General features: G+C 72.5%; 17 protein-coding genes. 9 read left to right on the top strand and 8 right to left on the bottom strand.

All coding sequences use genetic code 11. The features are described 5' to 3' along the window. Positions 1–51: 51 nt before the first annotated feature. Together ABT041_RS12050 and ABT041_RS12045 are read left to right on the top strand one after the other, a co-directional pair. A complete protein-coding gene (locus ABT041_RS12050; protein WP_351182914.1) occupies positions 52–492 on the top strand; it encodes a nuclear transport factor 2 family protein in 441 nt (146 codons plus the stop codon). A gap of 7 nt (positions 493–499) precedes the next feature. Next, positions 500–1,231 (top strand): 4'-phosphopantetheinyl transferase family protein, encoded by a 732-nt coding sequence (locus ABT041_RS12045; RefSeq protein WP_351182912.1) that lies wholly within the window; start codon positions 500–502, stop codon positions 1,229–1,231. Positions 1,232–1,256: 25 nt separating this feature from the next. On the opposite strand, the gene ABT041_RS12040 is transcribed toward ABT041_RS12045, so the two are convergent. Further along, on the bottom strand, positions 1,257–2,072 hold the full coding sequence (locus tag ABT041_RS12040; protein ID WP_351182910.1) for an AfsR/SARP family transcriptional regulator: 816 nt from the start codon (positions 2,070–2,072) through the stop codon (positions 1,257–1,259). A 234-nt stretch (positions 2,073–2,306) separates the two neighbouring features. On the opposite strand from ABT041_RS12040, the gene ABT041_RS12035 reads away from it, so the two are divergent. From ABT041_RS12035 to ABT041_RS12020, 4 genes are read left to right on the top strand one after another with little or no spacing between them, the layout of a single operon-like run. Further along, positions 2,307–2,462, top strand: a complete 156-nt coding sequence (locus ABT041_RS12035) for a hypothetical protein (RefSeq protein WP_351182908.1) — start codon at positions 2,307–2,309, stop codon at positions 2,460–2,462. Then, positions 2,459–4,798, top strand: coding sequence for a TOMM precursor leader peptide-binding protein (locus ABT041_RS12030; RefSeq protein WP_502976451.1), 2,340 nt, complete (start codon positions 2,459–2,461; stop codon positions 4,796–4,798). Before ABT041_RS12035 ends, ABT041_RS12030 begins: the two co-directional genes overlap by 4 nt. Before the next feature lie 33 nt (positions 4,799–4,831). Then, complete coding sequence (locus ABT041_RS12025) at positions 4,832–5,536, top strand: hypothetical protein (protein WP_351182906.1); 705 nt, start codon at positions 4,832–4,834, stop codon at positions 5,534–5,536. 52 nt (positions 5,537–5,588) lie between these two features. Next, positions 5,589–6,821, top strand: coding sequence for a sensor histidine kinase (locus ABT041_RS12020; RefSeq protein WP_351182904.1), 1,233 nt, complete (start codon positions 5,589–5,591; stop codon positions 6,819–6,821). On the opposite strand, the gene ABT041_RS12015 is transcribed toward ABT041_RS12020, so the two are convergent. After that, positions 6,763–7,368: a response regulator transcription factor gene (locus ABT041_RS12015; RefSeq protein ID WP_351183268.1), complete on the bottom strand. Its 606-nt coding sequence runs from the start codon at positions 7,366–7,368 to the stop codon at positions 6,763–6,765. The genes ABT041_RS12020 and ABT041_RS12015 overlap by 59 nt on opposite strands. Before the next feature lie 182 nt (positions 7,369–7,550). Between ABT041_RS12015 and ABT041_RS12010 the strand changes: the two genes are divergently transcribed. Then, on the top strand, positions 7,551–8,471 hold the full coding sequence (locus ABT041_RS12010) for an MBL fold metallo-hydrolase (protein ID WP_351182902.1): 921 nt from the start codon (positions 7,551–7,553) through the stop codon (positions 8,469–8,471). 67 nt (positions 8,472–8,538) lie between these two features. Here ABT041_RS12010 and ABT041_RS12005 read toward each other — a convergent pair whose 3' ends face one another. Beyond that, the gene (locus ABT041_RS12005) at positions 8,539–9,051 is read right to left on the bottom strand and encodes a flavin reductase family protein (RefSeq protein ID WP_351182900.1); all 513 of its coding nucleotides are present in this window, start codon (positions 9,049–9,051) and stop codon (positions 8,539–8,541) included. Positions 9,052–9,174: 123 nt separating this feature from the next. Here ABT041_RS12005 and pepN point away from each other — a divergent pair, with 123 nt between their 5' ends. Beyond that, positions 9,175–11,721 carry an aminopeptidase N gene (gene pepN / locus ABT041_RS12000; protein WP_351182898.1) on the top strand — a complete coding sequence of 849 codons (2,547 nt, stop codon included), beginning with the start codon at positions 9,175–9,177 and terminating at the stop codon, positions 11,719–11,721. A 161-nt stretch (positions 11,722–11,882) separates the two neighbouring features. Then, positions 11,883–12,887, top strand: coding sequence for a hypothetical protein (locus ABT041_RS11995; protein WP_351182896.1), 1,005 nt, complete (start codon positions 11,883–11,885; stop codon positions 12,885–12,887). 3 nt (positions 12,888–12,890) lie between these two features. On the opposite strand, the gene ABT041_RS11990 is transcribed toward ABT041_RS11995, so the two are convergent. The 5 genes from ABT041_RS11990 to ABT041_RS11970 form a co-directional block, all read right to left on the bottom strand. Next, the gene (locus ABT041_RS11990) at positions 12,891–14,030 is read right to left on the bottom strand and encodes a serine hydrolase domain-containing protein (RefSeq protein ID WP_351182894.1); all 1,140 of its coding nucleotides are present in this window, start codon (positions 14,028–14,030) and stop codon (positions 12,891–12,893) included. A 101-nt stretch (positions 14,031–14,131) separates the two neighbouring features. Further along, entirely contained in the window at positions 14,132–14,599 is a 468-nt protein-coding gene (locus ABT041_RS11985) for an NUDIX hydrolase (RefSeq protein WP_351182892.1), read from the bottom strand. 9 nt (positions 14,600–14,608) lie between these two features. Then, complete coding sequence (locus tag ABT041_RS11980) at positions 14,609–15,133, bottom strand: HPP family protein (RefSeq protein ID WP_351182890.1); 525 nt, start codon at positions 15,131–15,133, stop codon at positions 14,609–14,611. Next, positions 15,130–16,002 (bottom strand): pyridoxamine 5'-phosphate oxidase family protein, encoded by an 873-nt coding sequence (locus ABT041_RS11975; protein WP_351182889.1) that lies wholly within the window; start codon positions 16,000–16,002, stop codon positions 15,130–15,132. Before ABT041_RS11975 ends, ABT041_RS11980 begins: the two co-directional genes overlap by 4 nt. 117 nt (positions 16,003–16,119) lie before the next feature. Further along, positions 16,120–16,575, bottom strand: a complete 456-nt coding sequence (locus tag ABT041_RS11970; protein ID WP_351182888.1) for a VOC family protein — start codon at positions 16,573–16,575, stop codon at positions 16,120–16,122. Positions 16,576–16,608 lie beyond the last annotated feature (33 nt).

The following is a 16,608-nucleotide window of genomic DNA, read 5'->3' as shown; positions in this document are numbered from 1 at the left end:
AGCCGGTGGGGGCACCGTGGTGTCCACGTTCGAAGCTTCCGGAGGAGCGCGATGACCGAGACGTACGCACCGTCGCAGACCGGCCTCTACGTGGCCGTGCAGGCGTTCTACGCACGCCAGATGCAGGCACTCGACAACGGCCGGTTCGAGGAGTACGCGGCGACGTTCACCGAGGACGGCACCTTCCAGCACACGCCCGGAACCCCGGAGGCCCGGACCCGCGCCGGGATCGTGGCCGAACTCCTGCGTTTCCACGAGCGGTTCAGGGACGACCCGGTACAGCGCCGGCACTGGTTCAACCAGCTCGTGCTCGACCCGCAGGCCGACGGCTCCGTCCGCTCCACGGCGTACTGCCTGGTGGTGCGGACCAAGCCGGGCACGCCGCAGCCCGAGATCTGGCCGAGCTGCCAGGTCAACGACGTCCTGGAGATCGACGGGGACCGGATCCTGATGCGCTCGCGCGTCATCACGTACGACCACCTCGACTGGTGACCCGCCGGTGATCCCGGAGGTGCGGACGGACCGCCCCGACGTCTCCTGGAGTCCCGTGCGGGAGGCTCTGGAGCTGGCCGGAGCGGTCCTGGTGCACGGCGGCGAGGGGGGCTGGGAGACGCCCGACGCGGCGGCCGGCGGACTCCTCTCGCCCCGCGAGGCGGAGCGGTACCGAGCCATCCGCCACCCCGTGGCGCGCCGCCGTCACCTTGCCTCGCGCGCCCTGCTCAAGCATGCCGCGGGTGCCGTCCTCGGTGTCCCGCCGCGCGCCCTCGAACTGGGGCGGGAGCCCGGGGGCAGGCCGCTGCTGTGCGGAGTGCCGGGGCTGTCCGTCAGTTTGACGCACACCCGGGGACTCCTCGCGGTGGCGCTCAGCCGCGTCGGCCCGGTGGGCGCGGACGCCGAGCGCGCGGCCCGCGTCATCGAGGGGACCGGCCTGGAGCGGCGGATGTGCACCTCCGCGGAGCGGGCGGCGCTGGCGGAGCTGCCGGGCGAGCGGCGCAACGAGCGGCTCGTGACCCTGTGGACCTTGAAGGAGGCCTACGGCAAGGCGCTGGGGCTCGGGATGCGGCTGCCGTTCTCGACGGCGGGGTTCGCCATGGCCCCGGGCGGGGTCCCGCGGCGGGAGGCCGGCGGCGCCGCGCCACGGGACCCCGCCTGGGAGTTCACCACCGCCCGGCCGGCGGGCGGCCATGTGCTGAGCACGGCCTTGTGCCGGACGGCCGGGGGCGCCGGGTGAGCACCCGGCCCCCCGGCGGGGTGCCTCAGCCGGCCTGGGACATCGGGACCCGCCACGGATCGCCGGCCAGGTCGAGCTCGGGGTCGCAGGCCAGGACCGCCTGGTGCAGCCGCTGGAGGCGCGGCGAGGGCTCGACGCCGAGCTCCTCGATGAGGGTCTTGCGCAGCTGCTGGAAGACCTCGAGGGCCCGCCAGGTGCTGCCCGAGCGGTAGCAGGCCACCATCAGGTAGCCGGCGAGGGTCTCGTGCAGGGGGTTCTTGGCGTAGAGCACCCGCAGTTCCGCCACGAGCGCCGCGTGCCGCCCCAGCCTGAGCTCGGCCTCGATGCGCTGTTCCATGACCCGCATGTGGGCCTCCTCGTGTCCGAGGACCTCCGCGGCGAGCACGTGCCCCTTCGGCACGTCGACCAGCGCCGGACCGCGCCACAGCGCGAGCGCCCGGCCGAACGCGGCCGTCGCGGCGAGCGGGTCGCCGGCGTCGAGGGCGGTCGTCCCCCGGGCGGCGAGGCGTCCGAACTCGCTCCAGTCACTGGTGTCGGCGGGGACGTCGAGCCGGTAGCCGCCGAAGCTGGTGGACAGGACGGACTTCGCCGAACGTTCCCCGTCGTCCGGCTGCGCCGAGGCGATCCTCCGCCGCAGCTGGAGGATGTAGGTCTGCAGTGTGGTCGCCGCGCTGCGCGGCGGGCGCTCCCCCCACACCTCCTCCATCAGGGTCGGTACGGGCACCACGTGACCCGCACGGATCGCGAGGAGCGCGAGAATCTGACGCGGCTTTCCAGCACTGGGAACGATCGACTCGCCGTTCACTCGGATCGAGATCGGCCCCAGCAGTTGGATGTCCACTCGGAATCCTCCTATGACGTACGCAGGCCGGACCCCCGTATCGACCCGGCATGAGGCTCTGCGCACCGAGCATCACACGCGTCAAGAGACGAGCCCCAGTGAGCCGTTCACGAAGTCCTGCATGAGAAACTCACGGCCGATTCATGACGGCCTCACTGGTCCGGACCTATGAGGCCCCGGCAGGATTCCCTCGTTCGAACGACCGTCTCCCACGATGCGAGGAACCGGATACCGATGGAAGCCAACGCCACCGTCCAGCTCGACGCCCGGACCGCGGCCGTCGCCCAGTCCGCGCTGCTCATCGAGAACCTCGACGCGCCTTCGGACGGCGTCGCCCTGTTCACCCTCACGTACAACTGCGCCCCGGCGGAGAACCCGGCCGAGCGGTGACGACCACGGCCGGGGGGACCGGCGCGACTCCGGCCCCGCTCGGCCCGGGGCCCGACGGACCCGGGGCGGACGACCGCATCGGATTCAAGGGCCACCTGCGAGTGGAGGTCGTGGCGGGCGACGCCGCCTACCTCTTCTCGGAAGAAGGAGTGACGGCGCTGCGGGGGCAGGGCATCGAAGCGGTCGCCCCCCTGCTCGACGGCACACGGGACCGCGCGGAGATCGGCCGCGCGGTCCCGTCCGCCGTGGCCGACGGCCTCGACGGGCTGCTGGGCGCGCTGGACACCGCCGGGCTCCTGGCCCGGCGCGCGGACCCGCCGCCGGCCGACCCGGCCGCCCACGCGGAGACGGCGTACTGGGAGGCCGCGGGCCTCGACGGCCCGGCGGCTCGGGCGCGTCTCGGAGCCGGCCGCGTGCACGTGCTGGCGGTCGACGGGCTCCCGGCCGGACCGGCCGCCCTGGCCTGCCGCGAGGCGGGACTCGACGTGGTCGAGGACCCCGCGTCCGCCGACCTCACCCTCGTCCTCTGCGCCGACTACCTCTCCCCCGGGCTGCGTGCGGCCGCCGACTCCCTGCGTGCCGCGGGGCGCCCCTGGCTGCCGGTCAGACCCGGCGGCGTCACCGCCTGGATCGGTCCGGTCTTCCGGCCGGGCGCGGCCTGCTGGCACTGCCTGGCCCACCGGCTGGACGCGCACCGCACCTCCGAGCTGCCCGTGCGCCGGGCCCGCGGCCTGTCCGGTCCGGTCGCCCGGCCCGCCGTCGCACTGGACGCCGCTCGCTCCGCGGCGCTCCGGCTGGCAGCGCTCGAAGCCGTGAAGTGGCTCGCGGGGCACCGCCACGAGAACCAGTCCGCGCTGTTCACCCTCGACAGCCTCTCCTTCTCCGGCCGGCACCACCCGGTGCGGCGACGGCCCCAGTGCCCCGCCTGCGGGGACCCTGGTCTGGTGGCCGAGCGGGTCGGGCGCCCCGTCGTGCCGGTCTCACGTCTGAAGGCGACGGGCTCGGGCGTCAACGACCGCGCCCTGACGTCCCGGCAGATGATCGAGCGGTACGGCTCCCTCGTCGACCCGCTGACCGGTGTGGTCCAGGAGCTGCGGCGCGATCCGCGGGCCCCCGAACCGCTCCACGCCTTCACCTCCGGCCGCAACCTGGCCGTCGGCGGCGAGGCCACGCTGGACGGGCTGCGGGCCGGCCTGAGGAGTCTCAGCGGCGGCAAGGGAGCCACCGAGCTGGACGCCAGGGTCAGCGCCCTGTGCGAGGCCCTGGAGCGGTACTCGGGCAGTCTGCACGGCGACGAACCGCGGATCCGGGACACCTTCCGCGCGCTCGGCGACAGCGCCGTGCACCCGAACGACTGCCAGCTCTTCCACCCTCGTCAGTTCCGCGACCGCGCGTCCTGGAACGCCCGGGGCTCGCTCTTCCAGCAGGTGAGCGAGGAGTTCGACCCGGACGCCCCGGTCGACTGGACCCCGGTGTGGTCGCTCACCCATCAGCGGCACCGCCTGCTGCCGACGGCCATGCTGTACTTCGGCCGGGGCGCCGATCCGGTGGCCGGGAGCCGCTTCGCGCGGGCCGACTCCAACGGGAGTGCCGCGGGCAGCAGTGTCGAGGACGCGATCGTCCAGGGATTCCTGGAGCTGGTGGAGCGGGACGCGGTCGCCCTGTGGTGGTACAACCGCACGCGGCAGCCGGGGGTCGACCTCGATGCCTTCGAGGACTCCTGGACGGCCGGGCTGCGCCGGGTCTACGCGGGCCTGAACCGCGAGCTGTGGGCGCTGGACCTCACCTCGGACTTCGGCATCCCCGTCTTCGCCGCGGTCTCCCGGCGCACCGACAAGGACGCCGAGGACATCGTGTTCGGCTTCGGGGCCCACTTCGATCCGCGGGCGGCGCTGCGCCGGGCGCTCGCCGAGATGAGCCAGCACCTGCCGGCGGTGGCCGGCGCCCGCCCCGACGGTGGCGGCTACGCCGTCCGGGACCCCGAGCCGCTCGACTGGTGGCTGCGGGCGACCACGGCCGACCAGCCGTACCTGCTCCCCGCTCCGGGTACGGCGCCGCGTACCCCCGCCGGGTTCGCGTACCGTCCGCGCCCCGATCTCCTCGACGACCTGCGGGCCGCCGAGGCGCTGGTCCGGGAGCGGGGCATGGAGCTGCTGGTGCTCGACCAGACCCGGCCGGACATCGGACTTCCCGTGGTCAAGGTGATCGTCCCCGGCCTGCGCCACTTCTGGGCGCGGTTCGGACCGGGCCGGCTGTACGACGTACCGGTGGAACTGGGGCGGCTGGCCGAGCCGACGCCGTACGCCGGTCTCAATCCCGTCCCCCTCTTCGTCTGACGAGAACCGCAGGTGACCGGAACCGCACGCTCCATGCCCGACGCCTCAGAGTCCTCGCCGACCGTCGAGGGCATGCCCAGCACCTTCGCCCTGTGGTCGCTGCGCGACGACGTCGCGATCGAATCGGGCGCCCCGGGGCAGGATCTGATCGTCCACAGCCTGTACGGGCAGGTGCGGCTGCAGCGGCCCGAGCCGCTGCTCCGCACCGCCCTGGACCGGATGACGTTCGGACCGATCTCCCTGGAGAACGTCTTCGACGTCCCGCCCGGCTTTCTCGGACCTGACGCGAACCACCCCGCGCTGTGGCCCGCGCTCCACCGGCTGCGGCACCTTCTGGTGCGCTCGCTGGGCACCGACGACCAGTACGGTCCGTTCCTCTCGGTCGTGCCCGTCTCCACCGACGCGGTGTTCCGTCCGTACGAGGTGAGGACCGGAACGCCGATCGCCCTGGTCCCGGGGGTCACCTGGGAGAACTGCACCCGCGGCAAGGGGCTGAAACTGCGCACGCCGGACGGGCCGTTCCTGCTGGTCCTGCATCGCGCAGAGGCCGTCTGGACAGCGATGGCCCTCACGCATCCGGTCAGCGTCGACCAGGTGCTCGCCCAGCTTCCCCTCCCCTGGGGACTGGCTCATGAGATCATCGGATACATCGGTGGCACGGGTCTGCTCGACGCACTGCCGGGCGGACGGGGGCCCGCCGACAGCGACAACAGTGGGGGCGTGTTCGCCCCCTCCTGATCGTGTGTCTGTCGACGGTCCGCCCGTAGCAACGTGGTAACGAGGGGGAAAAATGACCGACGAGAAGCCGACAGATCTGTTCTGGCCCGACGATCGAGCGCGCGCGCCAGAACGTTTCTCCCCGCTGGTCGCGACCGCGCTGATCGCCCTGGTCCAGTGCGGGTTCGGAGTGATGGGGTTCCTCAACCTCCTCGCCAAGCAGCCGGACCGCGCCGAGCTCACCGGCTCCTCGGCCGCCTTTCTCGCCGTTTTCGTCTTACAACTGACGCACACCCTGCCCCGGACGAAACGGTTCCGCTCGCGCTACGGCATGTGGACCCTGGGCCTCCAGGCGGTGTGCACCGTCGTCCCGGTCCTCGTCTGCGGGATCGCCTGGGGCGGCATGGCCGGTTTCACGGCCGGCTCCTGTCTGCTCCTGGCGCCCGCCCCGCTGTCGCTGGCCCTCTTCGCCGTCGCCGTCGCCGCGATGGGGGGCATCGCCGCGTGGATGGGCCTGTCCGGCCTCGACGTCACCTACCTGGCGCTGGCGACGATGATGACCGGCCTGTTCGTCTACAGCGTCACGCGGCTCACCGAACTCCTCGGCGAGTCCTACGCGCAGCGGCACGCGCTGGCCGAGTTCGCCGTGGCCCGGGAGCGGCTGCGGTTCGCCCGCGACCTGCACGACCTGCTGGGCTACAGCCTCTCCTCCATCACCCTCAAGAGCGAGCTGATCAGCCGGCTCGTCGGCACGCACGACGACCGGGCCCGGGAGGAGCTGCGTGATGTGCTGGTCATCTCCCGGCAGGCCCTCGCGGACGTCCGGGCGGTGGCCGACGGCTACCGGGAGCTCTCCCTCTCCGACGAACTGGTCTCGGCCGAGCGCGTCCTCAGAGCCGCCGGCATCAGCACCTACGTCCACCTGGCTTCCGGCCCGCTCAGCACCCGCACGGAGACGGTGCTCGCCACCGTGCTGCGGGAGGGCGTGACCAATCTGCTGCGGCACAGCGAGGCGCGCCGCAGCCGGATCTCGCTCACCGAGGAGAACGGCTGGGTCCGGCTCAGGCTGGACAACGACGGAGCTCCCCCGGCGGCCGCGGGAGGAACCGCGGCACGGGACGGTGCCGGCCTGGAGAGCCTCACCCTCCGGCTCAGCCGGATCAACGGGTCCCTGAACTGGGGCCGGAATTCCGAGGGCTGGTTCAGCCTGGACGCCCGATGTCCGATCCAACCGCTCCTCGAACCCCTCAAATCCAGCCCGACTCCGACGCGATCCGAATCGCGTCATGCCGGTTCCGTGCATTGATCTTCGCGACGGCGGACGTCAAATAGTTGCGAATGGTGCCGACCGACAGATGAAACTGGGTCGCGATCTCCTTGGGCCCGGCCCCGGTGGCGGCCAGCCGCAACACCTCCGCCTCCCTGGCGGTGAGCGGATTCTCCTCGTACTGCCAGACGTCCAGCGCCAGCTGGCGGTCGATCACCCGGCCGTTGGCCGCCACGGTACGGATCGCCGCGGCCAGCTCCGCGGGCGGCGCGTCCTTCAGCAGATAGCCCGCGACCTGCACCGACAGCGCCCTGCGGAGCACTCCCGGCCGGTGCAGGCTGGTCAGGATCAACGTCCTGCACTCCGGAAGCCGCTCCTTCAACTGGGCCGCGGCGCTGAGGCCGTCGAGGCCCGGAAGGTCGATGTCGATGAGCGCGACGTCCGGCTTCAGCTCGACCGCAGTCTCGACGATGGTGTCGCCCCGTTCCACCTCGGCCACCACGACGATGTCCGACTCCAGTTGGAGCAGTGCCACCAGCGCCCCTCGGACCATGTGCATGTCCTCGGCTATCAAGACACGTATCAAATCGCCCGCCCCCCATCCCCCGTGTGAAGACCCTTGCTCGGCCGTGTCTTCAACGATGCTACTGGCCTGATGAATCCCGTCCGCGTCCATTTGCATGCAGCGAGTTCCACCGCCGCTCGAGGAACGGGCGCCACAATCCGGGCAGCCCCCGCCCCGGGGGCGCACCGATCCGGGAGGGGCCCATGACAGCGGAACCGCAGGCCAGGCTGGCTCGACTCGAGGAGGTCGCCGACGGCGTCCACGCCTACATCCAGCCGGACGGCGGGTGGTGCCTGAACAACGCCGGTCTGCTGCTCGACTCCGGCGACGCGGCCCTCGTCGACACGGCCGCGACCGAAAGCCGCACCCGCCTGCTGCGCGACGCGGTCCTCGGCGCCGGCGGCGGTACGGCCCCGCGCACGCTCGTCAACACCCACTTCCACGGCGACCACACCTTCGGCAACTACCTCTTCCCCGAGGCCGTGGTCATCGGCCACGAGCGGACCCGCTCCGAGATGCAGGAGACCGGTCTCCACCTGACCGGCCTGTGGCCCGACGTGTGCTGGGGCGATGTGGAGCTGGCCCTGCCGCAGCTCACCTTCGACCGGTCGCTCACCCTCCACGTCGGCGGCCTGCGGGCCGAGCTGCTCCACCTCGGCCCGGCTCACACCAGCAACGACGTCGTGGTGTGGGTCCCCGAGCGCGGTGTGCTGTTCACCGGGGACGTGGTCATGGCGGGAGTCACTCCCTTCTGTCCCATGGGGTCCGTCGCCGGGTCGCTGGACGTGCTGGAGCGGCTGCGCGCTCTCGGCGCGCACACCGTGGTCCCGGGACACGGTCCGGTGAGCGGGCCGGAGGTCCTCGACTTCACCATGGGGTACCTGCGCCGGCTCCAGCGGCTCGCGCGGGAGGGCGTCGCCGCCGGCGTGTCCCCGCTCGACGTGGCCAGGTCGACCGACCTGGGGCCGTACGCGGAGCTCCTCGACAGCGAGCGGCTCGTCCCCAACCTGCACCGCGCCTACGCGGAGGAGAAGGGGGCCGCGCCGGGTGCGGCGATGGACATCGGTCCGCTGTTCGCCGAGATGATCGAGTTCCACGGCGGGCTTCCCGTCTGCCACGCCTGACGGTGCCGGGCGGGAAAGGCGAGAAGGCGGCCCGGAAGGGCCGCCTTCTCGCCGTCGACGGGGGCCGTCAGCCGGCCGAGCGGGCGTACTCGGCGGCGGGCTCCCAGAAGCCGAACGACCCGCGGTGGTAGAGCAGTGCCCGGTTCTGCCGCAGCTCCGCCGCCTCGACCCGGCCGAGGAAGATCCAGTGATCGCCCGCGTCCACCGCCCGGGTCACCGTGCACTCCGCGTGCCCGAGCACCCCTTCCGCCAGCACGGGGGCGCCCGCCGCGGCCGTGGACGGCCGCCACTCCCGGCCCGCGAACTTCTCCCGCGACCGGCTCGCGAAGGTCGTCGCCAGCTCCTCGCCGCCCTCCGCGAGGACATGGACCACGAAGGCGCCGTGCGAGTGGAGCGCCGGGAGCGTCTGCGAGCCCTTTCCCACGCAGATCAGCAGCAGAGGCGGCTCCATGGAGACCTCGGTGACGGCGCTGCACGTGAAGCCCCTCGGCGCACCGTGGCCGTCCACCGTGGTCACGACCGAGACCGCGGTCGGGAACGAGCCGAAGAACCTCCGGAAATCCTGCGCGTCTATCGCCATGTCACAAGAGGTTCGCCGCCCCGGCTGGAACGCCGGTGGACTCCGGCTGGAGGGGGAAAGTCCGTGGTCCGGCCTCTCGTGGGAGGATCGGTGCTGTTTCGAACGCGCCACGAAGGAGTGACCGTGCCCGGTGAGAATCTGTCCCGCGACGAGGCCCACGAGCGGGCCGCGCTGCTGTCCGTCGACGGGTACGAGGTCGTGCTCGACCTGCGGTCGGCGGTCGGCGAGTCCGACGAGCCGGTGCGGACCTTCCGCTCGCGGACCACGATCCGGTTCCGCCGCACCGGTGAGGGCACGAGCACGTTCGTCGACCTGATCGCCCCCTCGGTGAACGAGGTCACGCTCAACGGCCGCTCGCTCGACCCGGCGGTGGTCTTCGACGGCGCGCGGATCACGCTCGACGACCTGGCCGACGAGAACACGCTCGTCGTGGACGCCCAGTGCGCCTACAGCCGGACCGGCGAGGGCATGCACCGCTTCGTCGACCCGGAGGACGGCGAGGTCTACCTCTACACGCAGTACGAGCCGGCCGACGCCCGCCGGGTCTACGCCAACTTCGAGCAGCCCGACCTCAAGGCCCCGTACCGCTTCTCCGTGACCGCGCCGGAGGGCTGGACGGTCTGGTCGAACGGCGCGGGCGACAAGGACGCCGAGGGCGTCTGGCGGTTCGCGGAGACGGCGCCGATCTCCACGTACATCACGTGCGTCGTGGCCGGCCCGTACCACTACGTGACCGACAGCTACACTCGCGGCGAGCTGGAGATCCCGCTCGGCGCGATGTGCCGGAAGTCGCTCGCGAAGCACTTCGACGCCGACGACGTCTTCCTGATCACCAAGCAGGGCTTCGACTTCTTCCACGACAACTTCGACTACCCGTACCCCTTCGGGAAGTACGACCAGGCCTTCGTCCCCGAGTACAACCTCGGCGCGATGGAGAACCCGGGCATGGTGACCTTCCGCGAGGAGTACATCTACCGGGGCAAGGTCACCCAGGCCGCGTACGAGAGCCGGGCCAACGTCATCCTGCACGAGATGGCGCACATGTGGTTCGGCGACCTGGTGACCATGGTGTGGTGGGACGACCTGTGGCTGAAGGAGTCCTTCGCGGACTTCATGGGCTCCTTCGCGAACGCCGAGGCCACCCGCTTCACCAACAGCTGGGTGACCTTCGCCAACAACCGCAAGGCCTGGGCGTACCGCGCCGACCAGCTGCCGTCCACGCACCCGATCACGGCCGACATCCGTGACCTGGAGGACGCCAAGCTCAACTTCGACGGCATCACCTACGCCAAGGGCGCCTCGGTCCTCAAGCAGCTCGTCGCGTACGCCGGGCGGGACGCGTTCCTGGAGGGCGCGCGCCGCTACTTCAAGCGCCACGCCTACGGGAACACGCGCCTGGCCGACCTCCTCGCGATCCTGGAGGAGACCTCCGGCCGTGACATGAAGGCCTGGGCGAAGTCCTGGCTCCAGACCTCCGGCGTCAACAGCCTGACCCCGGCCGTCACCTACGACGCGGAGGGCCGGATCACCGAGCTCGCCGTCCTCCAGGAGGGCGACGAGCTCCGTCCCCACCGCGCCGCCGTCGGTCTCTACCGGCTCTCCGGCGGGGAGCTCGTGCGGTACGCGCGGGCCGAGGCCGACATCACCGGCGCCCGGAGCGTCGTCGCCGAGCTCGCCGGCGAGGAGAGGCCCGACCTGGTCCTCGTCAACGACGACGACCTCACCTACTGCAAGATCCGCTTCGACGAGGGCTCGCTCGAGACCCTGCGGGCGCACCTCGGCGACATCACCGACCCGCTGGCCCGCGCCCTGTGCTGGTCGGCGCTGTGGAACCTGACCCGCGACGGACTCATGCCCGCCCGGGACTTCGTCGCCGTCGCGCTCGCCTTCGCGGGCCGCGAGACCGACATCGGCGTCCTGCAGATGGTGCACGGCTGGACGAAGTCGGCCGTCACCCTCTACGCGGCGCCCGGGTGGCGCGAGGAGGGCGGGCGGCTGCTCGCCTCGGGCGGCCTGCGCGAGCTGCGGGCGGCCGAGCCGGGCAGCGAGCACCAGCTGACCTGGGCGCGGTTCTTCGCGGCGACCGCCTCCGCCGAGGCCGACTTCCAGCTCCTGGAGGGGCTGCTCGACGGCACGGCGAAGATCGACGGCCTCGACGTCGACCAGGAGCTGCGCTGGGCGCTGCTCTCCCCGCTGGCCTCGCACGGCCGCGCGGACGAGGCCCGGATCGGCGAGGAACTGGCCCTGGACGACACGGCGACGGGCAAGCGTCACCAGACCCGGCTGCTCGCCTCGCGGCCCTCGGAGGCGGTCAAGGCGCAGGCGTGGGCGCAGGTCGTCGAGTCCGACACCCTGTCGAACGCCCTGGTCGAGGCGACCATCGCGGGCTTCGTGCAGCCCTCGCAGCGCGAGCTGATCGCGCCGTACGCGGAGAAGTACTTCGCGGCGATCGAGCGGCTGTGGGGCGAGCGGTCGATCCAGATCGGCATCGACGTGGTCCGGGGCCTGTTCCCCGGGCTCCAGGACCGCCCGGAGACGCTGGCCGCGACGGACGCCTGGCTCTCGGAGCACGCCGGCGCCGCACCGGCGCTGCGTCGCCTGGTGCTCGAGGCGCGGGACGACCTGGCGCGGGCGCTGCGGGCGCAGGAGTGCGATGGCCGTACGGCATAGGCGGTGACGCCTGGGGGTGCGGTGTCCGTCGCAGGTGCCGCACCCCTGGCGCCGCCCCCATCGGCACTCGAACGTGCGTACTTTAGGGCGAGGTTGTCCCTAAATGTCGACGAGCGTGTAACAGGGGTTAGGGGAGCCTTCGGGAGCGGAAGACCCCCGGCATGAACCACAACACCCCCATCACCCCCCGCCCCCTCCCCCTCTCCTCCCGCACCGGTCGGGCACAACGCCTCGCGTCCGCCGACCAGTTGAGGGCGCAGGGCATCCCCGCCGCCGAGGTCGCCGCGCAGTGCCGGCCCGGCGGCTGGCAGCAGCTCCTCCCCGGTGTCTTCCTGCTCCAGCCCGGGCCGCCCACCAGCGAGGACCGGCTGCGCGCCGCCCTCCTCTACGCCCGCAGGACCGGGGCCGTCCCCGCGCAGGGCCCGGACGCGATGATCACCGGGCTCGCCGCGCTGACCCTGCACCGCTTCTCCGCCGCTCCCCCGCTCACCGCCCTGGACCGGATCGACGTGCTCGTGCCGCGCACCCGGCGGCTGCGCTCGACCGGCTGGGTGCGGGTCGTGCGCGCCCCCGAGTCCCCGGAGCCGGTGGAGCTCACGGGCCTGCCCGTCGCCCCCGTCGCCCGTGCCGTCGCCGACGCGGTCGCGGGCCTCACGGACGCGGAGACGGTACGCCGGCTGCTCACCGAGGCCGTGCGCGGCGGGCACTGCGAACCGAGCGTCGTGGTCAGGGAGTTGAGCCGTGCCCGGCTGCTGTCCCGGCCGCACGTGGTGGACGCCGTGGACGCGCTGCTCGTCGAGGGGCGCGCACTGTCCGAGCAGCGGCTGTACGAGATGGTGCGGGAGTTCGCGCTGCCGGACCCGCTGTGGAACGTGGACCTGCGGCTGCCGGGCGGTCCGCACCTGGGCGGGGTGGACGCCTACTGGCCGGACCAGGCGGTCGCCGTGGAGCTGGACACCCGGGCGCCCCGGCAGGACGACGACGAGCTGTGGACCGAGTACACCCGCAAGCGGGAGCACCTGGAGCGGCTCGGCATCACGGTCGTCCACCTCACGCCGCGCAAGCTGCGCGAGGCGATGGACCAGCAGGCCACCGTGGTCCGTACGGCCCTGATGGCCGCGCCGGACCGGCAGCCCGCCGCGTACGTCGTCGTCCTGCCGCGGTGAGCGCTACTTCTTCGGGACGGTGCCGCAGAACTCGGCCTCGACGACCTTGTCGGTGTCGCCGGTCCAGTCGGCGTTGAAGTTGCCGGCGAGGGAGTGCTCGCCGTCGCGGGTCACCTGGGCCAGCGAGGTGGAGCCGTGGATGCCGCCGCCGTGGCCCCAGACCTCCTCTCCGCAGCTCAGCTTCTGCTTCATGAGCCCGAGGCCGTAGGTCAGGTTCGGGTACTCGGGGGAGATCTGCACCGTGGTCGTCATCTCGTTCAGACCCTCCTTCGTGAGGAGGCGGCCCTTGAGCAGGGCCGAGTAGAAGGTCTGCAGGTCGCGGGAGTCGGAGATGATCTCGCCCGCCGCGCCCGCGATGCTCGGGTTGAGGTCGGAGACCTCGTGGACGGGGGCGTTCTCGTCCCGGGAGAGCTTGGAGTACGCCGGGCTGCTGGGCTCCGGCATGACCGAGCGGGTCCCGGGGACGGTGGTGGCGCGCAGCTTGAGCGGCTTGATGATCCGGTTCTCGACGGCCTTGCCGTACGGACGGCCGGTGACCTTCTCGATCACCATGCCGGCGAGGACGAAGTTGGTGTTGGAGTAGTTCCAGGAGGCGCCCGGCTCGAAGTCGGGCTTGTGGGCCATGGCGACGTCGACGAGCTGCCGCGGGGTCCACGTGTCGTAGCGGTGCTCCAGGAAGCCGGGACCGAAGACCCTCTCCTGGAAGGCGGGGTCCTCGGTGTAGCTGTAGATGCCGCTGGTGTGGTTGAGCAGCTGGCGGACGGTGATCCTGCTGCCGTCGTGGCCGTTGCCCCGGACGACGCCGGGGAGCCACTTCTCGACCGGGTCGTCGAGATCGATGCGGCCCTCCGCCTGGAGCTGGAGGAGGACGGTGGCGGTGAAGGTCTTGGTGATGGAGCCGACGCGGTAGCGGTCGTTGCCCTTCCGCTCCCCCGCGGTCCCGGTCCAGCGGTCGTGCCCGTCGCGGGCCTGGGCCACGGCGCCGGGGACCCCGTCGGCGACGGCCGCGTCGAGGGCCTGCCGGGTGGCGGCGTGGTCCGGCTTCGCGGGAGCCGCGAGCGCCGGCGCGGCAAGGGTGGTGGCGGCGATGCCTGCCACGAGGGCGGCGGCGAGGACGGTACGGGTGGTGCGTGCGGCTGACATGCGGGGCTCCCCTGATCGTCGAACTGCGGTCGGGGGAGGTGACTGCGTGTTCCGGGGACGGGTTGAGAGCGATCTTGAGGTTGAGCCCTTTTCAGCCGCTTCTAGAGGTTCGCCCGGCCGGTGAGGCGGGAGCGGCCCACCGGGGGCCGCTCCCTCCACAGGTCGAGGCCGATGTCGACGAGTTCGACGCGCGCGAGGGAGGCTACGGCGTCGAGCGGATGCCAGGCGGCCAGGTCCGTGGACCCGTCGGTCTCGTTGCGCAGGACACCGCCGGTGACCTGGGCCTCGTAGATGATCCTCAGGCCGTGCCAGTCGCCGTGCCCTCCGATCTTGTGCCGCCAGGCACGGCGGATGGAGTCGACTCCGAGGAGGGCGGTGGGTTCTGTGAGGTACCCGGTCTCCTCCTCGACCTCACGGACCACGGTGTGGACGGGGTCCTCGCCGTGGTCCATGCCTCCGCCCGGCAGCGTCCAGCGCTTGGCACCGTCCTTCGCGACCCAGCGGGCGAGGAGTATCTCGTCGTCACGGACACACACGGCGTAGGCCGCCACCCTCAACTGCTGCTTCATGAGCCGAGGTTAGAGCCAGTACGCGGGGTACGTCCGCCCCATGGCACGGGCCGCCCCGAGCCCGACGGCGACCAGGAGGAGGGAGGCGAGGGCGAGAAGGCCGAGAAACGACCAGAAGGGCGGGGCCTGGAGGGCGACGATGACGGCCGTCGCCGCGGCGGGCGAGTGCGGGGTACGGGCGAGCATCATCACGCCGAGGGCGAGTCCGCCCGCCACGGCGGCGCCCCACGGGCCCGGTCCCGCCAGGGCCAGGACCGCGAAGCCGGTGAGGGCGGAGAGCAGCTGGCCGCCGACGACCGAGCGCGGCTGGGAGAGCGGCAGGTCGGGGGCGCCGGCCACGAGCGCCATGCTGGCGGCGAGGGGCGGGATGAGGAGGGGCTGGTGGAGGACGGTGCCGACCGCGACCAGGAGCAGGAGGGCGGTGACGCTCGCCGCGGTGGAGGCCAGCACGATCCGGGGGCGCGGACGGGGAGGCGCGGCGGGGCGGGCAGGGGCGGTGGGCGCGGTGGCGGTGGTGGTCGCGGTGGTCGTCAACGAGGGCTCCAGAGGGGAGGGTTGGCCGGGGAGTACTCCGGGGGCGACCAGCGCAGGGGGCTGCCCGACGGCGTTTCGGTCGTGCGGTCCACGCGGAAGCGGGTGACGCGGCCCTCGGGGCCGTACTCGGTGTGCGCGAGGCCGCTGAGCTGGAGGGTCAGGCCCGTCTCCCAGTCGAGGAAGAGCAGCCCCGCCCGGCCGTCCTCCTCCAGGTTGCCGAGCGTCAGGAACATCGAGTTGCCCGGGTAGTCGCGCCAGCTCAGTTCCCCGGGCGTGTCGACCCGGACGAAGCCGGGGTTGCCGCCCCGGTGGCTGGTGTCGAGGCCGTCGGGGGCGGCCGTGGCGACGAAGAAGGTGTCGGCCGCGCGGACCAGGCGCACCTGGTCGGGGGTGAGCACCTCCCCGTGCCGTGCGGCCGCGACCTCCGGCCCGGTGGGCTCGGAGCCGTACCACTCGCGCTTCTGGAGGTACTTCGGGCAGTTCGAGAAGACCTGGTCGGCCTCGACCGTGAAGCCGCGGCCACTGGTCCTCGCCGTGCCGTTGAGGCGCATCCGGCGGCGGGTGCGGGGGTCGAGGGCGAGGGTGCCGACCTTGGCGTCGTCGGGCGTGCCGGCGGGGAGGGGCGCGGCCACCGAGATCGTGTGGGGTCCGGTGGCCCGGACGAAGCCGGGTGCGCCGGTGAGCAGGGTCGCCCAGACGCGGGCCTCGGCGTCCGCGGTGCCGAGCATCAGCATGGGCTGGGCTTCCAGGAAGGCGGCGGCGACGGGGCGGATGCCGTTGGTGATGGAGCGGCCCACGTGGGCGGCGAGGTCTTGCACGCCCTCGCGTGCCTGGATGGCCAGGGAGCCGGGGCTGTAGGCGGTGTTCACGGGGGCCTCCGTGAGTGCGGGGTCGGTGGGTGCGTGTGCGGGGCCTCGGCGCGGCCGGCGCGTTCGTGGTTGTGCCCGCCCGTCCCTGCGGAACGATTGCCCACAACCGGGGTGCGGCTAGAAGAAGCCGCAGGTCGGGGCCGAGTCCGAGGGGGCCGGGGACTCTTCCGCGCCCTTCGGGACCGAGATTTCCAGGCGGGTGCCGTCCGGGTCGTGGAAGAAGATGCCGCCCGAGGCCGCGCCCTCGCGGTGGGCGACGACGCCCTCGTACGCGAAGGAGGCGCCGCGCGCCGTGAGCGCGGCCTCCGCGGCGCGGACGTGTTCGATGGACTCCGCCTCGAAGGCCAGGTGGTGCAGGCCCGGCCGGCCGGAGTCGTAGGCGCCCTCGGCCTGCTGCCAGAGCGTGAGGACCAGGCGGCCGTCCTGGCCGAGGAAGGCGTAGCGGCTGTCCTTCTCCGCGCCCTCGCCGAGGACCTCGAAGCCGAGGACGTCGCCGTAGAAGGCGAGCGAGCGCGTCAGGTCGGTGACGTTGAGGCCGACGTGGTGGGTGGCGAGCGTGCCGATCGCAGACATGACAGTTCCCTTCGGAGGACAGGACAGCCCCTC

It is taken from the genome of Streptomyces sp. NPDC002825, from assembly GCF_040295385.1.
GTDB lineage: Bacteria > Actinomycetota > Actinomycetes > Streptomycetales > Streptomycetaceae > Streptomyces.
This window is presented reverse-complemented; position numbering and strand designations above follow the sequence as displayed.